The following is a 24,892-nucleotide window of genomic DNA, read 5'->3' on the forward strand; positions in this document are numbered from 1 at the left end:
GACATAAACGCAGTCAGTAACTCGCATTGGGATAAGTAGCAAAAGATGCCCACCAGTCGACCCCACCGAACGGGCATACTTTTTATCTATTAACCAGCTCCCCTTAGCGGGACTCCAACCACGCCAAAATGTCGGCGTAGACCTCTTCCTTATTCAACTCGTTGAGAATCTCATGGCGACCATCCGGGTAGACCTTAAAGCGCACGTCCTTCTTCCCTGCGTTCAGGTATTTGCCCACGACCTCAGTCACACAGGCAGCGCCACCCGCCGGATCAACGGCACCGGAAACCACGAAAAGTGGCAGATCATCAGGCGCTTTCTCATAGGCTTCAGACGAATTCGCGTAGTGCGTGCCGACGAGAAGGTCGCGGAAAAAGGCATTGGTGGGAACGAAACCACACTTGTCGTCCGCAATATAAGCATCGACAATCTTGTGGTCGCGGGTGAGCCAATCAAACTTAGTGCGGCGCTCAAAGCCCTTGTTGTAATCAGCAAAGGTGAGGGTGTTGAGCAGCTTGCCCGGCGCGGTAGGACGAATCTTAGCCAGCAGGTTTGCAACCTTCATTCCCGCATCGCCCTTAGCTCCTGGCCACGACACGGTGCCCATGATAATGACGCCGGTAAGCCCCTCGCCGTACTTGGCGATGTAGTTACGAGTCAGAAGCGAGCCCATGGAGTGGCCGAGAATATAGTGCTTGCTGCCTGGGAATTCTGCATCAACGTACTGGCGCACTGCGTGGAGGTCTTCGAGAATTAGATTCCAGCCACCGTAGTCAGCGAAGTAGCCCGGGATGCCAGCATCCGTCTTGGTCATACCGTGGCCGCGATGGTCATGCGCGACGACGGCATAGCCCTGGGATACGAGGTACTCGGCGAATTTAGCGTAGCGGTTGGCGTACTCGACCATGCCGTGGACAATCTGCACCACTCCCTTAGGAGTAATGGGCGCGCCCTTGTCATTTTCTGGGACCCAGCGCAGCACATTCAATGTGGCACCTGGGCGAGAAAGCGAAGTCCTAACAGCCGATGTCACGTCGGGCACCTTTCGCGTAGAGGTTTCGATACTTACCGCTCATCGTACCGAGGAACTTGGCTGCTCACTGGTGGTTTCGCCAACAAACGACGAAAAACTCTGCCACCAACGTGACAGAGTTTTTCAAAGGTACTTACGTTTGCACGTTTGCGCGTTTCGCGCTTCGCGATTCGCGCGTGACGCACGTGAAGCTACAGAATCTCGCCCGGCTTGTAGGCCGCGGCCTCTGGGTACTTGTCCACGACGGTCTGCACACGCGCAACTACGCGGTCAACCTGAGATTCTGCGGCACCGATGAAAGCGTGGCGGTCTGCCAGAGCGTCGGCAAGCCCTGCGGCATCCAGCGGGAAACGCTCATCTGTAGCGAGACGTTCAGTGAGATTCTGCTCGGCGCCCTTTTCGCGCATATCCAGTGCGGTGGCGACGGCGTGCTCCTTGATGATCTCGTGGGCTTCCTCGCGGCCCATACCAGCGCGGACGGCTGCCATGAGGATCTTGGTGGAGGCGAGGAACGGCAGGTAGCGCTCCAGCTCACGGTCAATCATGGCCGGGAATGCACCGAACTCGGACAGGACGGTGAGGAAGGTTTCGAACATGCCGTCCATGGCGAAGAATGCATCCGGCAGTGCAACGCGGCGGACCACGGAGCAGGAAACGTCGCCCTCGTTCCACTGAGTACCGGCGTACTCGGAGAGCATGGTCATGTAACCACGCAGAATGACCTGGAAACCGTGGACGCGCTCACAGGAGCGGGCGTTCATCTTGTGCGGCATGGCGGAAGAGCCGACCTGGCCTTCCTTGAATCCCTCGGTGACGGTCTCATTACCGGCCATCAGGCGGATGGTGGTGGCCAGCGATGCCGGGCCTGCACCCAGCTCGACCAGTGCGGACAGAGCGTCGAAGTCGAGGGTGCGCGGGTAAACCTGACCAACGGAGTCAAAGACGCGGTCGAAGCCGAGGCCTTCAGCGATTTCGTTTTCCAGGGAGGCCAGTGCGGACTCGTCACCGTCAAGCAGATCCAGCATGTCCTGGGCGGTACCCATCGGGCCCTTGATGCCGCGCAGTGGGTAGCGGGAAATCAGGTCTTCTACGCGCTCGATGCCCAGCAGCATCTCGTCCGCAGCGGAGGCGAAGCGCTTGCCCAAAGTAGTTGCCTGCGCGGCGACGTTGTGGGAACGACCCGCCATGACCAGCGACTGGTACTCGGAGGCCTTCTCAGCAGTGCGGGCGGCAACGGCAACGGCCTTGTCACGCACGACCTTCAGCGACTGCAGAACCTGCAGCTGCTCGACGTTTTCAGTCAGGTCTCGTGAGGTCATTCCCTTGTGAATGTGCTCGGTGCCAGCCAGTTCACAGAACTCTTCAATGCGGGCCTTCACATCGTGGCGAGTAATACGCTCACGGGCGGCAATGGAGTCGAGGTCAACTTGGTCGATGACCTTCTCATACGCCTCGATAGTGCCCTCCGGAACCTCAATTCCGCGGGCGACCTGGGCCTTCAAAACTGCAATCCAGAGCTTGCGCTCGAGGATGATCTTGTACTCAGGGCTCCACAACTCCGCCAGAGTCGCAGAGGCGTATCGGTTAGCAAGGACGTTTGCAATCTTCTTTTTCTCAGCCACGCCCTCAAGTATTCCATGACCCCGGCATCCGCGGTTATCTAGGCCATGGGTGACCACGCATTTCTTCCACGCCTTCGTTGAATTTGCGCATCAATCGCACGAACTCCACGAGCTCCGAGTCCTCCCAGTCATGCGTAATGTCATCGACGGTTTTCTTACGCGCCTCGATTTCCCGGTGCAGCAGCTCTAGCCCCTTGTCGGTCGCGCTATGCACCTTCGCGCTTGACGACGGCGCGGACCTCTTCGCGATATACCCCTGCCGCATGGCGGCGGCCAGCTGGCGGTGCACCGTAGAAATGTCCAGCCCCAGCGCATCGGAAAGCTCAGCGACTGTCATATCCGGCTGCGCTTCCAGTCGTGCCAGTAGTGCTGCGGCGGAGCGATCCAACAGGATGCCCTTGCGATGTGGTCGGTAGCCACTGGAGCTCACCCGAGATAGCAGCATGTTCTCGTAAACGAGCGCGGCTAGGTCGTCGTTTCGCACGATGGCAGTCAATCCTCTTGTCGCCTATATGTCGGCCCTTTAATGGGCCTGCGGGATGTATCTGTTTGCTGAACAGCTCCTATTCTAGCGCGCCGCGGATGGGGTTAAGGCCGAAAAAGCGCGTTTGCATCATACAAATCAATTGTTATAATTCGACCCCTAACTGCATTTTTGCATAATACAAATGCCGGGAAGCAGTTTTGCCACAGCACTAATTCCACGATCGTTTTCAAACGAGAAAAGAGACCGTATTTTCAGCATGACAACGCATACGACCACGCAGAACAGGCGCAGACAGAACGAGCAGGACGAGCAGCACGGGCAAGACAAGCTCTTCTCCCCCGCGTTCATCATCAGCTGGCTGATTAACTTCAGCATGTACCTGGTGTTCTACCTTTCAATCACGGTCATGGCGCTCTACGCCGTCCAGCGCTTCTCCGCCTCAGATGCCGCCGGTGGCTTCGCTGCCAGTTCTTTCGTGGTCGGCGCCACCATCGCGCGACTCTTTTCCGGCTACTTGGTGGACACCTTCGGTGGTCGCAGAATCATGCTTGGCTCGCTCGCTGTCATCGTGGCAGCCTGTGCCGCCTACATTTGGGCCGCATCCCTGCCGGTCCTGATTGCAATCCGCATCATCCACGGCCTGACCTACGCATTAGCTTCCACCGCCGTGATGGCCGCCGCCCAGACCGCTATTCCGGCTTCGCGCCGCGCAGAGGGAACTGGCTATATCTCGCTCGGCACCACCCTGGCCACCGCGATTGGCCCAGCTCTCGGCCTAGCCCTTATTGGCTCGGTCGGCTACAGCGTCCTCTTTGCCACAGCCCTCGGCCTGTCCATTGTCGGACTGGTGCTAGCACTCGTTCTGCCACAACACAACGGGCCCACCACTGCGGAAACCAAGGCCGAGGTCACCGAGGATTCGTCGGCAAGCGAGACGAAGCGCACATTTTCCTTCGATGACATCATGACGCCGAGAGTGGTGCCGATCGGCCTGTTCATGCTGCTCATCGGCCTGGCGTATGCGGGCGTGATTACGTTTTTGAACCGATACTCTCAGCTGGGCGGCCTGACTAGGGGCGCCAGCTTCTTCTTCATCGCCTATGCGGTGGCGATGATGGCAGCACGCTTCTCGCTGGGACGCCTACAGGATCGCCGCGGCGACAACCCGGTAATTGCCATCGGCCTGGTGTGCTTCACCATCTCGCTCCTTGTTCTGGCTTTCGCAACCTCTGACTGGCACGTCATCGCCGCTGGCGCGCTCTGCGGCCTGGGCTACGGCACGCTGATGCCGGCGTGCCAGACCATCTCCGTACACCTGGCGCCGGCGCACAAGTTGGGCACGGGTATCTCTACGCTGCTCTTGCTTGTCGATGCAGGCATCGGCCTCGGCCCAATCGTGTTGGGCTCGGTAGCTGCCACGATTGGCTTCGACAAGATGTACGCAGGCCTGGCGGTTGTGGTGGTTCTCGCGGCCGTTTTCTACTGGTTCGTACATGGCCGCAAGCCTGTTGCGCAGCGCCATCGCGTGGATCTTTAGAACTAATTGGTGTGCAGTCACTTTTTACAGGTGAATATCGGACAAGGAACACCGATAGCAGTTATGTGTCGTGAGTCACCTATACTTTCCCCCATGACTGAATCATCCACACCACAGAGCATGATTTCGATTGCCGAGGTGAACAAGCACTACGGCGATTACCACGCTTTGCGCGACATCAACCTGGAAATCCCAGCTGGCCAGGTCGTAGTTATCCTCGGCCCCTCCGGCTCTGGTAAATCCACACTGTGCCGAACCATCAACCGCCTGGAAACCATCGACAGCGGCGAAATTCGCATCAACGGCAAGCTCCTTCCCGAAGAAGGTAAGGAACTCACCCGCCTGCGCGCTGAGGTCGGCATGGTCTTCCAGCAGTTCAACCTCTTCAGCCACATGACCATTCGCGACAATGTCACGTTGGCCCCACTGAAGGTCCGCAAGATCTCCAAAGCCGAGGCCCGCGAGCGTGCGGACAAGCTGCTCGCCCGTGTCGGCATTGCGGAACAGGCTGACAAGTACCCGGCGCAGCTCTCCGGCGGTCAGCAGCAGCGCGTCGCCATCGCACGCGCCCTGGCCATGGACCCGAAGGTCATGCTTTTCGACGAGCCCACCTCCGCGCTCGACCCGGAAATGATCAACGAGGTCCTCGATGTCATGACCGACCTGGCCAAGGGCGGCATGACCATGGTCTGTGTCACCCACGAGATGAGCTTCGCCCGCCGCGTGGCCGACCGCATCCTGTTCATGGCCGACGGTGCGATTGTCGAAGACACCGACCCGGAGACCTTCTTCACCAACCCGCAGAGCGATCGCGCCAAGGACTTCTTGGCCAAGATCGTCGGACACTAGGCGGGGCTGGTCACCATGAAGCTTTCACTATTACGAGGAGGCCGGGGACGCAGTCGCAACCAGGGCCGCCGAGGTGTCGTCGGCAAGCGAGTTACGGCGGCTGTCGTAGCTGTTGCCACGACGATGAGCCTCGCGGCCTGCGGTAGCGGCGGACCCCGAAACCTGCTGGCCGATATCGAAGCCGGGCACGTGACGCTGGGTACGAAGTTTGACCAGCCGGGCCTCGGTGAGCGCACTCCGGACCGTGAGTTCGCGGGCGTCGACAACGATGTTTCCCGCTACGTCATTGAGTACATCGCCAACAAGAACGGTTGGGATGTGCCCGAGATGGAGTGGCGCGAGACCCCGTCCGCTCAGCGCGAGACGCTGATTAACAACGGCGAGGTCAACATGATCGCCGCCACCTACTCCATCAACGCTGGCCGCCTGGCTGCCGTCGACTTCGCCGGCCCGTACCTGGTCACGCACCAGGCACTGTTAGTGCGCGGTTCCGAGGGCATCCAGGGGCTTGACGACGTCGCCCCGGGCACTCGCCTGTGTTCTGTATCCGGCTCCACCCCAGCGCAGAAGGTCAAGGACGCTCTGCCGGAGGTACAGCTGCAGGAGTTCGATACCTACGCCGCGTGCGCGGAAGGTGTGAAGCAGGGTGTCGTCGATGCCCTGACCACCGATGCGACCATTCTCGCGGGCTTCGCCCAGCGCTACAAGGAGCGCTTCGGCGACGACTTCCGCGTGGTCGAGCTGCGCAACCCCGATGGTTCCTACTGGACCAATGAGTACTACGGCATCGGCCTGCCCAAGGGTGATGATGCCAGCCGTGAGGCCATCAATGAGGCGCTGGAGTCGCTGTACGACACCGGTGAGCTTCAGAAGATCCTGAAGAAGCATTTGGGCGACAAGTTCGAGCTCGACGACAAGCCGGCAATCGGCGATCTGTCGTTTGTAGAGAAGAAGTAGGAAGGGGTGCGAGCAAACAATGAATCCAGAACTATGGAGTGAAATGGGGCCGGAACTGCTTCCGGCTTTCTGGGTAACCATCAAACTGACGATTGCTTCGGCAATTGGTTCCCTGATTTTTGGCACGCTTCTCACCGCTATGCGCGTGAGCCCCGTGGGAATCCTGCGTACCCTGTCGACCTGGTACATCAACATTGTCCGCAATACCCCGCTGACGTTGATTGTGCTGCTGGCCTCGATGGGTCTCTACTACAACTTGGGGCTGCTGCTGGCTGCGGAGAATGACTCCTTCATTGTCAAGCAGAACTTCCGTCTCGCGGTGTTGGCGTTTGTTGCCTACACCTCGTGCTTCGTTGCGGAGTCCCTGCGCGCCGGTATTAATACTGTGCCGTTCGGGCAGGCCGAAGCCGCCCGCTCCCTGGGGCTTAGCTTCGGCCAGAGCTTCCGCTACATCATCTTCCCGCAGGCGTTCCGTGGCGCTATCGTGCCGCTCGGCAACACCCTGATCGCGCTGACCAAGAACACCACGATTGCCTCGGTAATCGGTGTGGCTGAAGCGTCGCTGCTGATGAAGACCATGACCGAAAACTACGCCAGCGATATCCTGATTATCTTCGGCATCATCGCTGTCGGCTTTATTATTCTGACTCTGCCGACCGGCCTGTTCTTCGGCTGGGCTGGCAAGCGATGGGCGGTGAAGCGCTAATGGCTACTCGCGCAACAGTTCTTTACGACGCGCCGGGCCCCAAGGCTCAGCGCTTCAACCGAACCCTCACCTGGATCGTGGCTGCAATCACCGTTGCGATCCTCGCCGGGGTCGGAATGAAACTGGCCGACAAGGGCCAGTTCGAGGCGAATAAGTGGTCGTTCTTCCTCGAATCCACCACTTGGACCACGTACATTCTGCCCGGCTTGGTCAGCACCATTATCGCGGCTGTGGTCTCTATTGTGTTGGCACTGGTTATTGGCGCTCTCCTGGGCGTCGGCAGGCTGAGCCCGGTCGCACCGGTGCGCTGGCTGTGCTCGGTGATTGTCGAGTTCTTCCGCGCCATTCCGGTGCTGGTGCTCATGCTGTTTGCCTACTCGGTGTTCGCGCTTTGGCAGCTGTTTCCGTCGAACTACCTCGGCTTTGCCGCCGTTGTGTTTGGCCTGACCATGTACAACGGCTCCGTCATTGGCGAGACACTGCGTTCCGGCATCGAGTCGCTGCCGAAGGGCCAGCGTGAGGCTGCGATTGCGCTGGGTCTCTCCCACCGCCAGACGATGGTCACTATTTTGCTGCCGCAGGCAGTCGCCGCCATGCTGCCGGCGATTATCTCGCAGATGGTCATTGCGCTGAAGGACTCCGCGCTGGGTTACATGATTGGCTACGTCGAGGTTGTCCGCTCTGGCCGCCAGCTTGGCGAGTACTACGGCGCCATGATTCCATCGCTGGTCGTCGTAGCAATCATTCTCATTGCCATCAACTTCGGCCTTGCCAACCTTGCTGAGCGCATCGAAAGCCAGCTCCGCGCCGGCCGCGCCCGCCGCAACATCATTGCGAAGGTCCCGCATCAGCCTGATGTCGGTGTCACCACCAAGGACCAGGCCAACGTGGATTGGCACGATGAGGACTACAAGGACCTCCGAGGCACCTACGAGTAAAGCTAATCACGGCTTAACGCCACACTTGCTTTACGACGAACACAGCGACGCCGCCCACGGAAACTGCTTATGGTTTCCGCCGGGCGGCGTTTTTGTTTGGCTACGGCCTTTGCCTTCGCTCCTATCGATGAGCTACTCACTGATGGCCACGCTACAGCGCAACGATAGGTGAATAGCGTGGCCACAAGTGCCGGGCACTACTGCGACCGTGCTCTACTACGACTCAGACTTCGTCCCCGACTCCTCTGGGCTCTCTGATTCCGACTTTTCGCCAGACTCAAACTCGCCTTCAACGACCACATCGGACTGAATAACCAGACGTCCCTCTTCATCGTGGGTGTACTCAAAGCGCGGCAGCTCATTGCCCTCTTCGTCGTAGCCCGGCGCGGGTGCGGCTTCGTGCTTCTCCAACTTCTCTGGAGTATCGGTCTTCTCCCACTGGCGGGTAACCGGCTTGCGCACTGCCATGTGGTCATCACTCATGCCTTTGACCAAGGAGTACATCATCACAAAGTGGAGGAAGAAGAACGGTACACCGATAACAATCACGGCAGACTGCAGCGCTTCCAGTGCGGTTTCACCAGAGATCAGCAGCAGAGAAGCTGCCACAGCACCGATCATGACGCCCCACAGCACTCGGTAGAAGGTCGGAGCCTTGTTTTCCTCACCGGTGGACATCATGTCCATCACCATCGAAGCGGAGTCAATGGAGGTGACGAAGAAGATCATGATCACAAAGAGCGCAAACACACTGACAAGGGTTGCCAGTGGGTACTGCTCCAGCAGGATAAATAGAGCCGGCGAGGGATCCCCTCCTTCGACGACTGGTTCCGTCAGAATGCCCGGCTGCTCATTTTCCAGTTCGAAGCCAGCGCGGCCGAAGATAGAGAACCACATGATTGACACGATTGTCGGCAGTGCAATCACACCGGCAATGAACTGACGCACAGTACGGCCGCGGGAAATACGGGCGACGAACATGCCCACAAATGGCGACCAGCAGATTGTCCAGGCCCAGTAGAAGACCGTCCAGGCGCCCTGTTTCCAATTCGGGTTGACGTCGTAGGAGTCAGTCCAGAACATGATGCGAGGCAGCGCATCCAAGTAGACACCTGTCGTATCGACGGTCTGGCGCAGCAGCGTCAATGTCGGGCCCATGAGCAGCACGAAGACCATCAATGCCATGGCGGCCCAAATGTTCGCATTGGACAACACCTTAATACCTTTGTCCAGACCGCGGGCCACGGAAATCGAGGCAATCACAATAATGATGGCAATCAGAATGAGCTGCACCATCGAGCTTTCCGGGGTACCGATTACACGTGCAGCACCGGAGTTAATCTGCAGCGCACCCATGCCCACCGATACCGCGATACCGACGACGGTACCGATGATGGCGACGGCGTCGATAAGCTTGCCCGGCCATGAGTAGATGCGGGTACCGAGCAGCGGCGCGAAGATGGAGGAGACGCGCGGCGGCAGGTGACGCTTGTAAATGAAGTACCCCAGCGCGAGCCCCGGCAGCGCCATGATGACCCACATGTGAATACCCAGGTGGTAGATGGTAAATGCCATCGCAGTGTTCTGAGCTTCGCGGCTCATCGGCTCTTGACCGAACGGCGGGTTGTAAGCGTGGTTGAGCGGTTCAGCCACGCCCCAGAACATCAGCATGGAGCCAGTACCACCGGCGAAGAGCATGCCGAACCACTCGGCGATGGTGTATTCGGGCTCTTCGTCATCATCGCCAAGCTGGATGCGTCCGTAGCGGGACACAAACAAGCCGATGAGGAAGATAAAGCTTGCCGAGACACCACCGATGAACAGCCAGCCCATGTTAGACGTAACCCAATCGGAAGCGGCCGAGTAGGCATCCCGAGCGGTATCCCCCAGCGCTATGGTCACTGCCACAAAGAGGACAATGAAACCCATCGCCGTCGTGAAGATCAACGGGTCGGTCGGCAGGTTCTTAAGAAAACCGCCCGACTTCTTTTCTTGCGTTTTTACTTGTGGCGTTTGTGTAGATCCCATTATCGGGGTCAGCGCCTTTCACTTCTAGATTGTCTGTCTCAGAAAAGACAGCTCGGAAGACACATTCCTCCCAAGTCGGTTATCTACGTTACAAAAGGAAGCCCAGTCATTCTCAATAACTAAGCCTTTGTGCTGTAATTGCGACTTTTTCCTTCGAGTTCACGCTGGTTTAACTGAACGTCAAAGTGGAAAACCTATCGTTCGACTCCATGCAGCTTTCCCGTCGCAGCGCTCTACGTTTAGGCGCATCCACCGCACTTGCCACTTCAGTCACGCTCGCTCATGCCTCTAGAGCTGCGGCTTCAGCTACACCGGGTTCGCCGTCACTGGCCTCCCCATGGTTACTGCGTTCTCGGCCACAGCTCACCCACGGCGTTGCAAGTGGCGATATCCGCGGCGACGGCGCATTAATTTGGGCTCGCTCAGACCGCCCCGCCCACATGGTGGTTGAAACTGCTGCAACTGAGAGCTTCCAGAATGCCAAGGTATTCCGCAGTAACTCTCTGTTAACTCCAGACACTGACGGCACCGGACGTCTACGTGTCGTCGGTCTCGAACCGGGGCAGGAAATCTTCTATCGCGTCACGCTCGAAGAGGCAGATACTGGAATCTGCTCTGATCCCGTTATCGGCACCTTCCGTACTGCCCCAAACCGCGCATCCAACATCCGCCTGCACTGGTCCGGCGATGTCGCAGGTCAGGGTTGGGGAATTAACGACGAAATCGGTGGCTACACCGGCTTTTCCACCATGATGGAGCGCAATCCAGACCTATTCATTCACTCAGGCGACACCTGCTATGCCGACGGTCCGCTGGATGAATCCGTCACGCTTTCCGACGGCACTGTGTGGCGCAACCATGTCACTCCGGCCAAATCCAAGGTTGCTGAAACTCTCGAAGAGTACCGGGGCCAGTACTCCTACAACCTCATGGACAAGAACTACTTGGCCTTCAATGCGCAGGTTCCGCAGCTAGTCCAGTGGGATGACCACGAAACAGTCAACAACTGGTACCCCAACGAAGTCCTAGACGATGATCGCTATACCGAGCGCGATGTCAACACCCTGGCCAAGCGTGCCTACCAGGCCTTCCATGAGTGGCAGCCAATTGATCAACAAATGGCTGTAGATGGGCGCGTCTACCGCAAGGTTTCCTACGGCCCGTTGCTAGACATATTCATTCTGGATATGCGCAGTTACAAGGGAGAAAACACTTCCAATAATCCGCGCTCGACAACTGAAGAACCAATCCTTGGCGAAAAGCAGACCAACTGGTTAATCGACTCCCTCAAGGACTCCCGCGCGACGTGGAAGATTGTTGCTAATGACCTACCGCTTGGCATCATCGTCCCCGACGGCGACGATGGTGACCAAGAAAGCGTATCCAATGGTGCCGCCGGTGCACCTGCAGGACGTGAACGTGAAATCGCCCGCCTGCTCAGCGCCATTAAAGATGTTTCAAATGTCGTCTGGCTCACCGCCGATGTGCACTACACCGCGGCTCACCACTACAGCCCAGAGCGCGCACAGTTCACCGACTTCGCACCCTTCTGGGAATTCGTCTCCGGTCCTCTCCACGCGGGCGCTTTCGGCCCCAACGAAATGGATTCGACCTTCGGGCCGAAGGTGGAGTACGTCCACGCACCGGGTAAAGACAATGCCAACGCCGACCCCACACAGGATTTCCAGCACTTCGGCGAAGTCGATATCGACGGCGACTCACGCGAGATGACCGTCCGCCTGCTCACCACTCGTGGCACCGAGTTGTGGTCGACAACGCTGAAGCCGCAGGCGTAGGCACACTGTTCAACAGCGCGTGGCGGTAGCCACTAATTAGTGCGTTCCGCCACGCTTTACGACGGTCTCCTGCCCCGCAGCCTGCCAGGCCACAATGCCCCCGTCCAGATTGATGAGCTCCGGTATGGCGCCATCAGCCTCAATCTCGCTGGCCAACAGCTCAATTGCCTGTTGCGAGCGGGCACCCGAGTGGCAGTGAATCAGAACTCGTGGGTAGTTCGACTGGAGGTTCCGCTCAGCCCACGCTTCGCGAATCGCAGCCCACCCACGGCTGCGAATGTTGCCGAGTGGCACAAGCACAGATCCGGCAATGGCAGCCTCCGCGTGTTCTTCAGGCTCGCGTACATCGATGAGAGGCACACCCTCGGCAAGAAGCTCGTGCGCCGTGTTGGGGCCAATGCTGCGCATGCTCTGCGCCGGGGCCTCCTCATCCTCGGTCCACGAAGCTGCGCACACCTGCGCAATTTCGGTCAAGTCGGAAACGGGTTCGCGCTCCGGGTCGGCTGCAAAGGACAGTGGGCGGGTGGTTGCCTCCAGGGCGTCGATAAGCACGAGTTTGCCGACGGCGACCTTGCCGACACCAGTGAGCACCTTGATAGCTTCGACGACCATCATGGAGCCGATCTGTCCGACCATTGCGCCGAGGACACCGCCTGCGGCGCACGACGGCACGGAGCCGGGATCGGGGATGTCGGGGTAAAGATCGCGAAGCATGGGGCCGTGGCCAGGCCAGAAGACGGACAGTTGCCCTGCGAACTGCAGAATCGTGGCCCAGACCAGCGGCGTTCCGGTCAGCTCCGCGGCATCGGAGGACAGGTAGCGCGTGGCGAAGTTGTCCGCGCCGTCGAGCACTACATCGTGAGTGGCGAAGAGCTCCTCAGCATTGTCGACGCTTAACCTGCCGACGATTGCGGTCACCGATGCCTCGGAGTCAAGGCGCCGCACGGCATCCGCGGCAGATTCGGCCTTCGGGCGACCAATATCGGACTCACGGTGAATGACCTGGCGCTGAAGATTGGACTCGTCGACCACGTCATCGTCAATGATTGTGATATGCCCGACCCCTGCCCCGGCCAGGTATAACAGCGCAGGCGATCCCAAGCCACCAGCTCCGATAACGAGGACGCGGGAGGATCGCAAAGTTCGCTGCCCCTCGGCACCAAAGCCCGGCAGTGTTAGGTGCCGCGCGTACCGGCGCAGGTCGCGGTCCGAAAGATTGACACCCTGCTCCGCCATTACAGAGAATCCTGCTCGCGTGCGCCGCTGACGCGCTCAGTGATGATGCCCTCAAACGACGAGCTCGCCTGGGCCAGTCGACGCCGTGGAATGCGGCCGGACTCGCGAGCAGTCAGTCCTGCCTCAACGCCGAAGCGCATCGCCGTGGCCATGCCCACCGGATCATGTGCACGGGTCACTGCGGATGCCAACAGCACTGCATCGCAGCCAAGCTCCATCGCCTGCGCTGCCTCAGACGCGGTACCGATGCCCGCATCCAGGATGATGGGCACATTCGCGCGGTCCACAATCAGCTCGATGTTGTGTGGGTTAAGAATGCCCAGGCCAGTACCAATCGGCGAGCCCGCCGGCATGACAGCTGCACAGCCCAGATCCTCCAGCCGCTTGGCCAGCGCCGGATCGTCGTTGGTGTAGGCGAAAACGACGAAGTCGTCAGCTACCAACTGCTCCGCTGCCGCGACCAGCTCGACCGGGTCGGGCAGCAGCGTGTCCTCGTCGGCGATGACCTCGAGCTTCAGCAGGTTGGTTTCCAGCGCCTCGCGGGCCAACTGCGCAGTCAGCACCGCGTCACGAGCGGTATAGCACCCCGCAGTATTCGGCAGCGCCGCAATATTGTTGCGCTGCAAAATCTCAAAAACGTTCTGCTTCGTACCGGGCGTAAAGCGGCGCATCGCCACCGTAGTCAGCTCAGTGCCCGAAGCCACCAGCGCGCGCTCCAGCGTATCCATGCTGGTCGCACCGCCAGTTCCCATAATCAGACGGGAGTTCAACTCCAGCCCGCCAATGCGCAGCGGTTCGCGTGTAAGTCCGCTCGCCGCCCCAGTTTCATTTTCCTGCGCGGACATGTTTGCTTGTGCGGAATTCGCGGTCATCTCTAGCCTCCCTGAACTGCTGTCACGATGTCGATTGCACCTGTCACGGGCGTGCTCGCCCACTTGGCTCGCGGGATTACCGCACCATCCACGGCTACCGCGATTCCCAGGCGGGTGCCGTCCGCGGCAGTGCCGTCGTCGTTAAGCGCGTGCCCCGTGTGCTTTGCGACGAGATCTGCGACCATCTCCCCCGCAGCCGGTGTGTAGCCTTCGCCATTGAGTGTTGTGGTGGACATAAGCGAGCCTCCTCTAATCGCTGAAGCGGAATGGATTGACGGCGGAAAGAAGCACCGGGTCGTTGTCAGTTTCCCGACCTGCGACGACATCGGCCGTGAGCTTGGAACCGATGGCCGTAAGCAGAATGCCGTGACGGAAGTAGCCGGTGGACACGGTCAGTCCTGGAGCCACGCGGCCAATCATGGGGACATCGTCCGGGGAACCCGGCCGGGCGCGGGCGGTCATCTCGTAGATTTCGCAGTCGAGAATGCCGGGCACCAGGCGGTATGCGTCGCGGAGTAGCTGGTGGACTCCTTCGGCGGAGACGCCGGTCAGGTCATCTTCACGCGAGGTAGCGCCGAGCACGACGGTGCCGTCAGCACGCGGGACGATATAAACCGGACGCCCCTGAACCACACCGCGAATAGTGCGGGTGACCAGCGGCCGCAGGCGCTCCGGTACACGCAGACGCAGCACATCCCCATAGACCGGGCGCAGTGGCAGATTCAGATTCTCCGGCAGCCCGGTGATATCGGCGGTGTTCAGCCCCGCAGCCAGAACGACCTCATCGGCGAGGTAGTCATTTCCGTCCGTGCCGCGCAGCCCAATGGCTTGGCGGGGGTCGGCATCGGAAGCGTAAATAACCTCTTCCGCGCGGGTGCGGATGACGCGGTCTCCCAGAATGGTCAGCAACGCTTCGGCGAGCAGACGCGGATTGACCTGGTGATCTCCCGGAATATCCACCGCACCAACACAGCCCGGCCCCAGTGCCGGTTCTGCCCGGCGCGCCTCGGTGGCGGTGATGCGGTTGATCTCCATGCCCATGTCATGCTGCAGCTCAACGAGCTCGCTGAGTGTCTGCCGGTCAGCGGCATCGCCCGCACAAACAAACGTGGAATTCTCGATATAGCCAACATCGTGGCCCGATTCCTCGGCGATGGCCTGGGCAAAGTCGCGGTAGAGCTTGCCCGATTCCACCATCAGCGGATACAGCGTCGGCTGATCCCACACGACTTCGGCAACCGGCGCCAGCATGCCAGCCGCGGCGAAGGTTGCGCCGGAAACGGGCTCGGCATCGAGGACGGTCACATCGAATCCCTGGCGGAGTAGTCTCCATGCCGTCGCCAAGCCGATAATGCCCGCGCCTGCGATAACAACGCTCGACGACGTATCCCCTGTGCCACCCTCACTTGTCGAGGCAGCACCCATAGCGGCAGCATCCACTGCCATTCCTCCCTCCGGCGGCATAACCCGCATCAGGTAAAAGCGGTCGGCGTTACTCGCCCTCTCAGCCAGCGGCATCTCATCGATACCGAGTACGGCTCCCGCGGAACGTGGTACTCCCCCATCATATGACTTCGGACTCACCGCCACGACACCGCATCCCCAACCTCGCCTAACATGGGGACATGAACGCCTCATCAGCTGCCACTCGCACAACACGACGCGCCCTGCTTGCCGACGCCCGCCTGTACCTCTGCACCGACTCGCGCGCATCCCGCGGTGATCTGCGCGAATTCCTGCACGCCTGTTACGAAGGCGGCACCGACATCATCCAGCTGCGCGACAAGAAAGTCGACACCCGCGACGAGATTGTCGCTGTGGAGACCCTCGCCGAGGTCGCCGCTGAACACGGCAAGCTCTTCGCCGTCAATGACCGCGCCGACATTGCCGCACTGACCGGCGCAGACATCCTGCATGTGGGCCAGGAGGACCTCACAACCGAGCAGGCCCGCCAGATCGTTGGCCCCGAGGTTCTCATCGGCCGCTCCAACCGAAATCTGGACATGTTCGCCGCCTCGCTTGCCGACGATGGCATCGATTACGCGGTGATCGGTCCGGTGTATGCCACCCCGACAAAGCCCGACCGTCAGCCCGTCGGAGTCGAGATGGTCCGTGAAGCTGCGGCACTCGTGCGGAGGGCGCGTGCACAGGGTTCTGCGGAGTCCCACCAGGATTCCGTGGCCGATATTGTGCGCCCGCACGACCGCGGCGCAAGTGACCCCGTCAAGCCATGGTGGGCAATTGGCGGTATCAACGCCGAGACCGCCAATGCGGTTATCGCCGCTGGTGCGGAGCGCATTGTGGTGGTTCGCGCACTGACCGAGGCAGAAAATCCGGAAGAGGCAGCTCGTGCCCTGCGCGCTGCGGTTACGAACGGTCGCTGAGTTTCGTGGGTTAAGTAGCAAAAGTGTGGGTTAATAGGCAAAAAGTGTGTCCGCTCGGCGTGTCGCTGGGTGGGCACCATTTGCTATCTAGCCCTACTTTGCCCCAATGCGAGTTAGTGACTGCGTTTATGACAAAATTGGCCCAAAAATGGCCTGAAAGCGTCATAAACTCGCACAGTTTCACATTTGCAGCCCGTTGAGCTGGGCGTGGACCCCGCCTTTCCACACTGTTGGTCGTTGATTTCCATCGCGACGGAGCCCCGCGTGCACGGACTCCGTCGCTTCCTGTTACTCTCCGGCGAATGTCTCCAACTGCCGAATAGCGCCGGAGACAATCAGGAGATCACCTGCGGAAATGCGGTCGTCGGCAAGCGCAGGGCGGAATCGCTGACCGCGCTTTTGTACGGCGACAACCGTAATCGGTGCGCTCTGGTTAATCTCCGCCACCGTCTTATCCAGGCAGTGGATTGGCGGCGCGACCTTGCCTACTGCGTAATCGCGGTCGAACTCCAGGAAGTCCTGGACCTTGCCGCCGATGAGGTGCGCAATACGACGACCGGTGTCGGCCTCCGGGCGAATGACGTGGTGCACACCAATCTGGCCCAGGATTTTGGCGTGGGCCTGGTTATCGGCCTTTGCCCAAATCATGGGCACCCCCATATCCACCAGCGCAGACGCGGTCAGCAATGAAGCCTCAATGTCACTGCCGATGGCGATAACAACACGTTCGGCTTCATCGACACCGAGCTGCTTCAGTACCTCCGGCATGGTGGTGTCGGCGGTGACCACGTGGTCGAAGGTCGAGGACAGCTCCTGAACCACCTTTTCGCGATGGTCTACGCAGAGAACCTCGATACCGCCAGCGACCAGCTCCTCGCCGAGTGCCTGTCCGAAACGCCCCATACCGAGGATGACAACAGGCGAAGAGCTGGCTTGGTTGGAGAAATGATCTGCAAAACCAGCAAACGGGTTGAATTTCGAGTTAGCCAATGAAGGGCCTTTCTTCTGGATATTCGTAGACGCGCTGGCGTGGGCGGGCGGCCAAGGCCGTCGCCAAGGCGATTGGGCCAACACGTCCGGTGAACATCAGCACGATGAAGATTGCCTGTGCTGCCACCGGCAGGTCGGCGGTAATACCTGTGGAAAGGCCTACCGTGGCGAAAGCACTGATTACTTCAAAAAGAATTTGGTCAGTAGAAAACTGTGGTGCTAGGAAACTGACGGCGATTACTGCCAGGAATACCTGGCCGATACCGAAGGCAAGGACTACGAGAGCCTGGCGCAGCACCTTTGGGTTGAGGCGCCGCCTAGCCACGGACACGGAGGTGTCACCGCGAATCTCCGCGAGAACAGCGGCGAGAATGACGGCCGACGTCGTGATTTTCACGCCACCTGCAGTACCGCCGGTGCCACCACCAATGAACATGAGGAAGTCAGTGCCCAGCAGTGTCGATGGATGGAACTCCGCGTAATCGAGCGCGTTGAACCCCGCGGTACGCGGGCTCACACCAGCGAAGAATGAGTTGAGTATCTTCTCCCCCGCGGTGAATCCAGACATGGCATTGGACCACTCCCCAAAAGCCACCATGAGCGTACCCAAAGCAATCAGCAGAATCGTGCCTTTAATGGTGAAGCGAGTAGTCAGCGACCAGCGTTTAGGCAGCTGTCCTCGAGTGCAGACACTAAGCCACGCTTTGCCGTGCCGCCAGGCCTCGAGCAAAACAGGAAAACCCAGACCACCCACGATGAGGGCGAAGGCCAGTGGCAAAAGCACCCAGGCATCGCTATAGAACCCGATGACATTGTCGGTATACAGAGCGAAACCGGCGTTGTTGAAGCTTGAGATGGCATGGAACAAGCCTTCCCATGCAGCCTTTCCCCAGCCATACCCGTATCCGGAGTGGAACCGCAGCGTAAGTGCCACTGCCACCACAAACTCCACCAACAGAGTGAAGCTAACGGCAGCACGGACAACCCACGAAATCTCGCCCATATCCATACCGCGGCCTTCAACGCGGGCACCGGCACGGCGGTTCAGGCCGAGCCTTCCTGCTACGAAGAGGCCGAAAAGTGAAGCCAAGGTCATGAACCCGAGACCACCCAGCTGAATCAACAACATGATGACGACCTTGCCGAAGGTTGACCAATGGGTGGCCGTATCTACGGTGATCAGGCCGGTCAGGCTTGTTGCCGAGGTGGCTGTGAACAGCGCATCAGACAGCGCCGTGGGCAAACACATATCCCCAGGGCTCGGGGCGCACTGCCCCGTAGGATGGCTATTGACCGCCGAAATCGGCAGCATTAACAAAACCGTGCCAGCGGTTATCAAGGCGACATAACACCACACCACCAACGTCGTGGGACGAACTCCCCGACGTGTTTTAGTGGCCTGCCGCGACAGCGTAATCACCATCGGAACGTTAGTCCTCGTGGCCAGCGATGTCGAGGGGAATGCTGATATTCCGCCTCTGCATATGCCGGGACTTAGCGGGGAGCTGCTTTACGACCCCAGACACCGTTGCGATATCCCGTACACATTTCGTGCCCCATCCCCGCCCCCACACCCCACCCCGCTTTGGCTACTACGGAAACCTTGAGTTATGGTCAGATTCATGATGACACCCCTGATGAACACACCCGCGCCGTGCGGCGCACAGTGGTGGTGGCTCGCCTAAGTCCGCGAGCAACGTCACGTCATCTCATTAATGTCGACGGCAAACCCGTCAAGTACGAGCTCGCAAGAAGATAAATCTGGCGGGCTCTTTTCTTTTATCGGTTCGGCGAAGAGAACCAGGGCCCGCTGAAATAAACAACAGCAACGAAAGGCTCTCTTCAATGACTGATTACAACCCCAGCGCGGATGCCATCGCCAAGGCTGCAGCACCGACTGCAACCAGGGTGCCGTCGGCAAGCGTTAACGGCGCGGGCGAGGTGCGCGAAACCCTCTTGCCTGCATTTTTCGGTCGCTTCGGTGGACAGGAAGTGCCGGAGTTCCTGCTGCCAGCACTCGATGAGCTGGAAGCGGCTTACATCGAGGCGATGAGCGATCCGGAGTTCCAGCACGAGCTGGAAGAACTGCGTCGCGATTTCCTCGGCCGCGCAACCCCGCTGTTCGAATGCCGACGTCTATCCACGCCGAACACGACGATTGTGCTCAAGCGCGAGGACTTGAACCACGGCGGCGCGCACAAGGGCAACAACGTGGTCGGCCAGGCGCTGCTGGCAAAGCGCATGGGAAAAACCCGTCTCATTGCTGAGACGGGCGCAGGCCAGCACGGCACGGCCACCGCGATGGCCGCAGCGCTGCTGGGACTTGAGTGCGAGATTTACATGGGCGCGCACGATGTCGCCCGCCAGCACCCCAATGTCGAGCGCATGGAGCTCATGGGCGCGAAGGTCGTTCCCGTCACCACCGGCGAGGCCGGTTTGAAGGATGCTATTGACGAGGCACTGGTCGAGTGGAGCAAGACTCTCGACTCCACTTTCTACCTGCTGGGCACAGCCGCCGGACCGCACCCATTCCCCACTATCGTGCGTGAATTCCAGCAGGTCATCTCGGAGGAGTCACGCAGTCAGATGGCCGAGCGTTACGGCAAGCTTCCCGACGCTGTCATCGCAGCCGTCGGTGGCGGCTCCAACGCCATCGGCGCATTTGCTAACTACATCGACGACTCCGATGTCGCCCTCATTGGCGTCGAACCCGCAGGTGAGGGTCTCGACACCGACCGTCACGGCGCGCCCATCAATGCGGGCAAGACTGGTGTCCTTCACGGCATGCGCTCATTTGTCATGCTTTCCGACGACGGCGAGGTGTTGCCATCGCACTCCATCTCGGCGGGCTTGGATTACCCGTCTGTTGGCCCGGAGCACGGCATGCTGAAGGAGAATGGCCGCGCCAGCTATGTCGGAATTACCGACGAGGAGGCGCTGGAAGCGTTCCAGCTGCTCAGCCGCATGGAGGGCATTATTCCGGCGATGGAATCCTCGCATGCGCTGGCGCAGGCCATTAAGATTGCGCGACTCCGTGAAACCGACCCTGCCGCTGTTAGCGAGCTCGGGCTGCCGGTTCACGAAGGCGATGAGCCTTTGCTGTTGCTCGTGAACCTGTCGGGTCGCGGTGATAAGGATATGGAGCAGGTCCGGGAGTTCCTGAACCAGTAGGAATAACCAGTAGGGATTGCTTCCCCACTAGCTGCCTAGCAGGAATCGGACCAAAGCTAATTCTTGTTAGGCAGCACGGCGATCGTCGGCGGCGATGCCCTGCTTCGGGTTCGCCTCCACGATGGCTTCGGCAAGCAGCGATGCCAGCGCATCCTGCTTGGATTCCTTGCCGTCCTGGAAAATCGGGGACACAGTATCCATAATCTCGTTGAATGCGTTCATCAGAGGTCACCTCTCTTAAGATCTCTTTGATCTTTATTGTTGGACTTCTCCAACCGATTCTTTGCGATTCCGCAGTTGAAACGTCGTTTCATCGAATCGTTTGGAACTTATGACTTGCAACCGTAGACGACAACACAAGACCTGGCAAGCGCTAAACTTTATTTTTAGTTAACCTTTTGTTAACTTTTGGACGCTTTTTAGCTCAGGCACTGAGCCACAAACAGCGCCCCTCGACGCCGCCCCATACCTCGCTTTACTGCCGTTGATAACGGCTTCAAAAATCACGCTTTTACACAACCAAAAACAGGGCGCGGAAGTCTCTTTTGGTCAGACATAAACTATCCCCACTAAAAGCGCTTGCAGCCAACATTGAATGTGGGTTACACACCGCGCTCAATCGTCACCCCACGCAGGGATAGCCGCCAGTTCCTCAGAGGTCAACCCCATCGACAATTAAAGAAAAAGGGGCCCCTGCCAGCGGAAATAGACCACCGACAGAGCTGCCGGCTGTCAAAGATGCTGCCGCGAAGGCCACCCCACCCCACTATCGACCCAACCCCAGCCTCACTTGATGTGACCGCAGCCACAGAACCCTCAATCTGAGGCAGTTTTTCCGCCTTTACAGCAAACCGGCGATCAAGAAAACAGAGCCCCAACGGCCCCTTCCAGGAATGCCCCCAACATCGGCTCTACCAGCGACCGTCGGTAGAGGGTTTAAAGCAGCGATTCGCCCGTCGAGCACCCTATCTCGCCCGACTGAAAAACACCCCTAAAAGGGTGAGGTAAATCACACCGCGAGCGCCACTAAAAGCCGTTTTAACGACGATCAGTGAACACCCCAATACGCCGAACAGCCTCTTCCATCTCGGACGTCTCACCGGCGAAGCAGAGGCGAACCCACTGATGGCCGTTCTCTGTGTCGAAGTCGATTCCAGGGGCAACGGCCACGCCCGTTGCGGCCAACAGTTCCCGAGCCCAAGTCATGGAGTCGACGGAGTTCGGGTCGTCGTAAAGCCCTGCGATATTGGCGTAGATATAGAAACCGCCGTCGGGTGGGGCGATATTACCGAGACCGACGCGGGGCAGCCCCTCGAGCAAAACGTCGCGGTTGCGTGCGTAACGCGTCACGTGCGAATTGAGCTCGGCAATGGACTCGGGGCTGAACGCTTCCACCGCCGCTGCCTGCGAAATTGCCGGTGGACAGACAGTGAGGTTGGCTTCGAGGCGATCAAGCGGCGCACGCAGCCACTTGGGAACGATTAGCCAGCCAACGCGCCAGCCGGTCATCGAGAAGTACTTACTGACACTGCCGACCACGACCGCCGCGTCGGAGAACTCGCGTGCAGACGCACACTGTCGGCCATAAGTAATGCCGTGATAAATCTCGTCGGAAATGAGCAGGCAATCGTGCTGCTCACACCACTTCGCAATGGCACGCAGCTCGTCGGCATCGATAATGGTGCCAGTGGGGTTGTCCGGGCTGGTGACAATCACGGCCTTGGGCACGCGCGGAAGTGCCTCCAGGTGTTGGGCGGTGAGTTGGAAACGAGTCTCAGGACCACAGTCAATCTCGACAATGTTGGCGCCGAGCGCCTGCAGCGTATTGCGGTATGCGGGATAGCCCGGGCGCGCGAGCACGATGTCGTCGCCAACATCGAGGGCTGCGAGGAAGAGCGCTACGAAACCGCCGGAAGAACCGGTAGTGATGACAACATCAGCGGCTTCCGTGGCCGTGCCGTAGTTTTCACGATGCCAGGCGGCGATGGTTGCACGCAGCTCAGGCGTGCCGACGGCCGCTGTGTAGCCCAGAACCTGATTTTCTAAATCAGCACGCGCACGGGCAATCGCGGCAGCCGGGGCCGCGGTCGCGGGCTGTCCCACGCAGAGGAATAGAGCGTCACCGTGAGTGCGCTGACGCTCCTGTGCGAGCGCGAGAACATCCATCACATGGAAGGGTGCGACCTCACAACGGCGGGATGCTAGGTCGCGCTGGGGCTGGGATGCCTGCGGTGACTGCGAGGAGTTTAACGGCTGCGGTGACTGCGACGACTTTGGCGACTGCGGAGATTCGGCGTGCATACCTTCATCTTTGCAGCCGCCGAGGCCACCCGGGAAATCCAGTTCATCCCGGGTGGGTGCACCAGTGAGGCATCCGAGTGCAGCCGGACCACCTCAAGCATTATTTAGATGGAAATACGGCCCTCAACTGCAGGTAGTGCAATGTCGGTGCGGTAGTGCGAGCCCTCGAGCTTAATGGTCTTGATGGTCTCGTACGCCTTGTCGCGGGCCTCTTCCAGCGTGTCACCAACGCCGATGACGTTGAGCACACGGCCACCAGCGGAGACCAGCTCACCCGCAGCATTGCGGGCAGTACCTGCGTGGAGAATGCCATCTGTCTCACGGCCAGGCTCTGCACCTTCAATGACATCACCCGTGCGCGTCGACACCGGGTAGCCTTCAGCGGCCAGCACAACAGTCAGAGCGTAACCATCACGCCAAGACAGCGGACCGAAGTCCGCCAATGTTCCGGTAGCAGCGGCGTTGAGCAGCTGCGCCACCGGGGACTCCAGCAGCGCCAGCACGGCCTGGGTCTCCGGGTCACCGAAACGGCAGTTGAACTCAATGACAGCCGGGCCGTCCTCGCCCCAGGCCAGACCTGCGTACAGCAGACCCTGGAACGGGCAACCGCGAGCGGCCATCTCACGAGCGACCGGCTCGCAGACCTCGGTGACAATGCGCTCAGTTGCGCCTTCCGGCAGCCAGGACAGCGGGCTGTAAGCACCCATGCCACCGGTGTTCGGCCCCTCGTCGTTATTACCGACGCGCTTGTGGTCCTGAGCCGGCAACAGCGGGACGACGATTTCGCCGTCGACCAGGCAGAACAGGGAAACTTCCGGGCCGTCCAGGAAGGACTCCAGCAGCACCGGGTTACCGGCGGCCAGAACAGCCTTTGCGTGTTCGAGAGCTTCAGCGCGGTCCTTAGTGACCACGACTCCCTTGCCAGCAGCCAGACCGTCATCCTTCACGACCCAGTTCGGGCCAAAGCGGTCAATGGCGGCCTCGATGTCTTCGTCGGAGGCCTCCGGCTGGATGGCCTCTGCCGAGGCGGTCTTTACCCCAGCTGCCTTCATGACGTCCTTAGCGAAAGCCTTGGACCCCTCAATCCGAGCTGCGTCAGCGTTCGGTCCGAAGACTGCGAAACCAGCGTCGCGCAGCGCGTCTGCCACACCCGCGACCAGCGGAACCTCAGGGCCAATAACAACCAAATCGGCCCCAATTTCCTTGGCCAGCGCAACAGCGCCAGCGGGGTCATCCACGACCAGTGGATGCATGGTTGCAATTTCACTCATACCCGCATTACCAGGGGCTACGTGAAGATCAGTAGCCTGCGGGTCCTTACTCATTGCGTACAACAGGGCGTGCTCACGGGCACCGGAGCCAATTACGAGGATGCGCATAGCAATCATCTTACTAATCAGCCCGGATAACTCTCATCGCACCCAACCCCTCAATCCGCTATTCGGGTTACCCTTGGCACATGAGCACAGTATTTACCAAAATCATCAACGGTGAACTCCCCGGTCGTTTTGTCTACCGCGATGACAAGGTCGTCGCATTTTTGACCATCGAGCCAATTGCGCCTGGTCATACGCTGGTCGTCCCTGTTGAAGAGGTGGACAAGTGGACGGACGCCTCGCCTGAGCTATGGGCCCACCTCAATGAGGTTGCCCAGAAGGTTGGTCAGGCTGTTGTCTCCGCTTTTGACGCTCCGCGTGCTGGCTACCTCATCGCCGGCTTCGAGGTTCCGCACACGCACATTCATATCTTCCCTGCCCACGATATGTCCGGGTACAACCTACAGTCGGTAGATCGCAATCCTTCCGCAGAGTCCATGGATGAGGCCGCCGCCAAGCTACGGAAGGCCCTCGGGACTGACGAAGACGGAAAGTTGGTGCGCTAATCGCCGCTTCAAACGAGGATTTTCGGGAAGAACAACTTCCGGTAGTCCCTGCCCCTGAAGCGCAGGAACCGGAGGCGCAACAACCGGCTGCAGCTGAAGGATC

22 protein-coding genes and 1 riboswitch are annotated in these 24,892 nt (G+C 59.5%); of the genes, 9 read left to right on the forward strand and 13 right to left on the reverse strand.

Annotated elements, in window-relative coordinates; all coding sequences use genetic code 11:
* Nucleotides 1-103 precede the first annotated feature (103 nt).
* From HMPREF3135_RS06600 to HMPREF3135_RS06610, 3 genes are all read right to left on the reverse strand, one after another.
* Nucleotides 104-1,033, reverse strand: coding sequence for an alpha/beta fold hydrolase (locus HMPREF3135_RS06600; RefSeq protein ID WP_048733074.1), 930 nt, complete (start codon nucleotides 1,031-1,033; stop codon nucleotides 104-106).
* A 191-nt stretch (nucleotides 1,034-1,224) separates the two neighbouring features.
* Nucleotides 1,225-2,655, reverse strand: coding sequence for an adenylosuccinate lyase (gene purB / locus HMPREF3135_RS06605; protein WP_042388205.1), 1,431 nt, complete (start codon nucleotides 2,653-2,655; stop codon nucleotides 1,225-1,227).
* A 34-nt stretch (nucleotides 2,656-2,689) separates the two neighbouring features.
* Nucleotides 2,690-3,139, reverse strand: coding sequence for a MarR family winged helix-turn-helix transcriptional regulator (locus tag HMPREF3135_RS06610; protein ID WP_070438830.1), 450 nt, complete (start codon nucleotides 3,137-3,139; stop codon nucleotides 2,690-2,692).
* Nucleotides 3,140-3,398: 259 nt separating this feature from the next.
* Here HMPREF3135_RS06610 and HMPREF3135_RS06615 point away from each other — a divergent pair, with 259 nt between their 5' ends.
* From HMPREF3135_RS06615 to HMPREF3135_RS06635, 5 genes are all read left to right on the forward strand, one after another.
* A complete protein-coding gene (locus HMPREF3135_RS06615; RefSeq protein ID WP_070438806.1) occupies nucleotides 3,399-4,679 on the forward strand; it encodes an MFS transporter in 1,281 nt (426 codons plus the stop codon).
* Nucleotides 4,680-4,799: 120 nt separating this feature from the next.
* Nucleotides 4,800-5,528, forward strand: coding sequence for an amino acid ABC transporter ATP-binding protein (locus HMPREF3135_RS06620; protein WP_042388208.1), 729 nt, complete (start codon nucleotides 4,800-4,802; stop codon nucleotides 5,526-5,528).
* 15 nt (nucleotides 5,529-5,543) lie between these two features.
* Entirely contained in the window at nucleotides 5,544-6,485 is a 942-nt protein-coding gene (locus tag HMPREF3135_RS06625) for a glutamate ABC transporter substrate-binding protein (RefSeq protein WP_070438809.1), read from the forward strand.
* A 19-nt stretch (nucleotides 6,486-6,504) separates the two neighbouring features.
* Nucleotides 6,505-7,191 (forward strand): amino acid ABC transporter permease, encoded by a 687-nt coding sequence (locus tag HMPREF3135_RS06630; protein WP_048733083.1) that lies wholly within the window; start codon nucleotides 6,505-6,507, stop codon nucleotides 7,189-7,191.
* Entirely contained in the window at nucleotides 7,191-8,129 is a 939-nt protein-coding gene (locus HMPREF3135_RS06635) for an amino acid ABC transporter permease (RefSeq protein WP_070438833.1), read from the forward strand. The genes HMPREF3135_RS06630 and HMPREF3135_RS06635 overlap by 1 nt, the downstream gene beginning before the upstream one ends.
* Nucleotides 8,130-8,345: 216 nt before the next feature.
* On the opposite strand, the gene HMPREF3135_RS06640 is transcribed toward HMPREF3135_RS06635, so the two are convergent.
* Entirely contained in the window at nucleotides 8,346-10,157 is a 1,812-nt protein-coding gene (locus tag HMPREF3135_RS06640) for a BCCT family transporter (RefSeq protein WP_049189683.1), read from the reverse strand.
* 209 nt (nucleotides 10,158-10,366) lie between these two features.
* On the opposite strand from HMPREF3135_RS06640, the gene HMPREF3135_RS06645 reads away from it, so the two are divergent.
* Complete coding sequence (locus tag HMPREF3135_RS06645; RefSeq protein ID WP_070438812.1) at nucleotides 10,367-11,953, forward strand: alkaline phosphatase D family protein; 1,587 nt, start codon at nucleotides 10,367-10,369, stop codon at nucleotides 11,951-11,953.
* 36 nt (nucleotides 11,954-11,989) lie between these two features.
* On the opposite strand, the gene HMPREF3135_RS06650 is transcribed toward HMPREF3135_RS06645, so the two are convergent.
* From HMPREF3135_RS06650 to thiO, 4 genes are read right to left on the reverse strand one after another with little or no spacing between them, the layout of a single operon-like run.
* Nucleotides 11,990-13,189, reverse strand: coding sequence for a ThiF family adenylyltransferase (locus tag HMPREF3135_RS06650; RefSeq protein ID WP_070438815.1), 1,200 nt, complete (start codon nucleotides 13,187-13,189; stop codon nucleotides 11,990-11,992).
* Nucleotides 13,189-14,034, reverse strand: a complete 846-nt coding sequence (locus HMPREF3135_RS06655; protein WP_049172170.1) for a thiazole synthase — start codon at nucleotides 14,032-14,034, stop codon at nucleotides 13,189-13,191. Before HMPREF3135_RS06655 ends, HMPREF3135_RS06650 begins: the two co-directional genes overlap by 1 nt.
* Nucleotides 14,035-14,063: 29 nt before the next feature.
* Nucleotides 14,064-14,297: a sulfur carrier protein ThiS gene (gene thiS / locus HMPREF3135_RS06660; protein ID WP_049172154.1), complete on the reverse strand. Its 234-nt coding sequence runs from the start codon at nucleotides 14,295-14,297 to the stop codon at nucleotides 14,064-14,066.
* Nucleotides 14,298-14,310: 13 nt separating this feature from the next.
* Nucleotides 14,311-15,486, reverse strand: a complete 1,176-nt coding sequence (thiO, locus tag HMPREF3135_RS06665) for a glycine oxidase ThiO (protein WP_070438835.1) — start codon at nucleotides 15,484-15,486, stop codon at nucleotides 14,311-14,313.
* A gap of 7 nt (nucleotides 15,487-15,493) precedes the next feature.
* A riboswitch (TPP riboswitch) is annotated at nucleotides 15,494-15,616 on the reverse strand.
* Nucleotides 15,617-15,686: 70 nt separating this feature from the next.
* On the opposite strand from thiO, the gene HMPREF3135_RS06670 reads away from it, so the two are divergent.
* Entirely contained in the window at nucleotides 15,687-16,445 is a 759-nt protein-coding gene (locus tag HMPREF3135_RS06670) for a thiamine phosphate synthase (RefSeq protein WP_070438817.1), read from the forward strand.
* Between the two features lie 288 nt (nucleotides 16,446-16,733).
* On the opposite strand, the gene HMPREF3135_RS06675 is transcribed toward HMPREF3135_RS06670, so the two are convergent.
* Nucleotides 16,734-17,435 (reverse strand): potassium channel family protein, encoded by a 702-nt coding sequence (locus tag HMPREF3135_RS06675; RefSeq protein ID WP_049172150.1) that lies wholly within the window; start codon nucleotides 17,433-17,435, stop codon nucleotides 16,734-16,736.
* Nucleotides 17,428-18,858: a TrkH family potassium uptake protein gene (locus HMPREF3135_RS06680; RefSeq protein WP_038626542.1), complete on the reverse strand. Its 1,431-nt coding sequence runs from the start codon at nucleotides 18,856-18,858 to the stop codon at nucleotides 17,428-17,430. Before HMPREF3135_RS06680 ends, HMPREF3135_RS06675 begins: the two co-directional genes overlap by 8 nt.
* 422 nt (nucleotides 18,859-19,280) lie before the next feature.
* On the opposite strand from HMPREF3135_RS06680, the gene trpB reads away from it, so the two are divergent.
* Nucleotides 19,281-20,606, forward strand: a complete 1,326-nt coding sequence (gene trpB, locus HMPREF3135_RS06685) for a tryptophan synthase subunit beta (protein WP_065421660.1) — start codon at nucleotides 19,281-19,283, stop codon at nucleotides 20,604-20,606.
* Between the two features lie 66 nt (nucleotides 20,607-20,672).
* On the opposite strand, the gene HMPREF3135_RS11385 is transcribed toward trpB, so the two are convergent.
* The 3 genes from HMPREF3135_RS11385 to purD all read right to left on the reverse strand — a co-directional run bounded on the left by HMPREF3135_RS11385 (nucleotide 20,673) and on the right by purD (nucleotide 24,286).
* Complete coding sequence (locus HMPREF3135_RS11385; protein WP_162837147.1) at nucleotides 20,673-20,828, reverse strand: hypothetical protein; 156 nt, start codon at nucleotides 20,826-20,828, stop codon at nucleotides 20,673-20,675.
* A gap of 816 nt (nucleotides 20,829-21,644) precedes the next feature.
* A complete protein-coding gene (locus HMPREF3135_RS06690) occupies nucleotides 21,645-22,772 on the reverse strand; it encodes an aminotransferase class I/II-fold pyridoxal phosphate-dependent enzyme (protein WP_049172167.1) in 1,128 nt (375 codons plus the stop codon).
* Between the two features lie 239 nt (nucleotides 22,773-23,011).
* Nucleotides 23,012-24,286 carry a phosphoribosylamine--glycine ligase gene (gene purD / locus HMPREF3135_RS06695; RefSeq protein WP_070438837.1) on the reverse strand — a complete coding sequence of 425 codons (1,275 nt, stop codon included), beginning with the start codon at nucleotides 24,284-24,286 and terminating at the stop codon, nucleotides 23,012-23,014.
* An 80-nt stretch (nucleotides 24,287-24,366) separates the two neighbouring features.
* Here purD and HMPREF3135_RS06700 point away from each other — a divergent pair, with 80 nt between their 5' ends.
* Nucleotides 24,367-24,789, forward strand: coding sequence for an HIT family protein (locus HMPREF3135_RS06700; protein ID WP_049172147.1), 423 nt, complete (start codon nucleotides 24,367-24,369; stop codon nucleotides 24,787-24,789).
* The last annotated feature ends 103 nt before the right edge of the window (nucleotides 24,790-24,892 follow it).

The organism is Corynebacterium sp. HMSC14H10 (assembly GCF_001807105.1).
Classification (GTDB): Bacteria; Actinomycetota; Actinomycetes; order Mycobacteriales; family Mycobacteriaceae; genus Corynebacterium; species Corynebacterium jeikeium_D.

Bases quoted from the DNA above. Each gene is read 5' to 3' on its own strand.
- thiS (WP_049172154.1), bottom strand. From the start codon at position 14,297: ATGTCCACCACAACACTCAATGGCGAAGGCTACACACCGGCTGCGGGG.
- HMPREF3135_RS06645 (WP_070438812.1), top strand. From the start codon at position 10,367: ATGCAGCTTTCCCGTCGCAGCGCTCTACGTTTAGGCGCATCCACCGCA.
- HMPREF3135_RS06630 (WP_048733083.1), top strand. From the start codon at position 6,505: ATGAATCCAGAACTATGGAGTGAAATGGGGCCGGAACTGCTTCCGGCT.
- HMPREF3135_RS06700 (WP_049172147.1), top strand. From the start codon at position 24,367: ATGAGCACAGTATTTACCAAAATCATCAACGGTGAACTCCCCGGTCGT.
- purD (WP_070438837.1), bottom strand. From the start codon at position 24,286: ATGCGCATCCTCGTAATTGGCTCCGGTGCCCGTGAGCACGCCCTGTTG.
- HMPREF3135_RS06680 (WP_038626542.1), bottom strand. From the start codon at position 18,858: ATGGTGATTACGCTGTCGCGGCAGGCCACTAAAACACGTCGGGGAGTT.
- HMPREF3135_RS06650 (WP_070438815.1), bottom strand. From the start codon at position 13,189: ATGGCGGAGCAGGGTGTCAATCTTTCGGACCGCGACCTGCGCCGGTAC.
- trpB (WP_065421660.1), top strand. From the start codon at position 19,281: ATGACTGATTACAACCCCAGCGCGGATGCCATCGCCAAGGCTGCAGCA.
- HMPREF3135_RS06655 (WP_049172170.1), bottom strand. From the start codon at position 14,034: ATGTCCGCGCAGGAAAATGAAACTGGGGCGGCGAGCGGACTTACACGC.
- HMPREF3135_RS06625 (WP_070438809.1), top strand. From the start codon at position 5,544: ATGAAGCTTTCACTATTACGAGGAGGCCGGGGACGCAGTCGCAACCAG.
- HMPREF3135_RS06615 (WP_070438806.1), top strand. From the start codon at position 3,399: ATGACAACGCATACGACCACGCAGAACAGGCGCAGACAGAACGAGCAG.
- HMPREF3135_RS06635 (WP_070438833.1), top strand. From the start codon at position 7,191: ATGGCTACTCGCGCAACAGTTCTTTACGACGCGCCGGGCCCCAAGGCT.
- HMPREF3135_RS06620 (WP_042388208.1), top strand. From the start codon at position 4,800: ATGATTTCGATTGCCGAGGTGAACAAGCACTACGGCGATTACCACGCT.
- HMPREF3135_RS06670 (WP_070438817.1), top strand. From the start codon at position 15,687: ATGAACGCCTCATCAGCTGCCACTCGCACAACACGACGCGCCCTGCTT.
- HMPREF3135_RS11385 (WP_162837147.1), bottom strand. From the start codon at position 20,828: ATGAACGCATTCAACGAGATTATGGATACTGTGTCCCCGATTTTCCAG.
- HMPREF3135_RS06640 (WP_049189683.1), bottom strand. From the start codon at position 10,157: ATGGGATCTACACAAACGCCACAAGTAAAAACGCAAGAAAAGAAGTCG.
- thiO (WP_070438835.1), bottom strand. From the start codon at position 15,486: ATGGGTGCTGCCTCGACAAGTGAGGGTGGCACAGGGGATACGTCGTCG.
- HMPREF3135_RS06690 (WP_049172167.1), bottom strand. From the start codon at position 22,772: ATGGATGTTCTCGCGCTCGCACAGGAGCGTCAGCGCACTCACGGTGAC.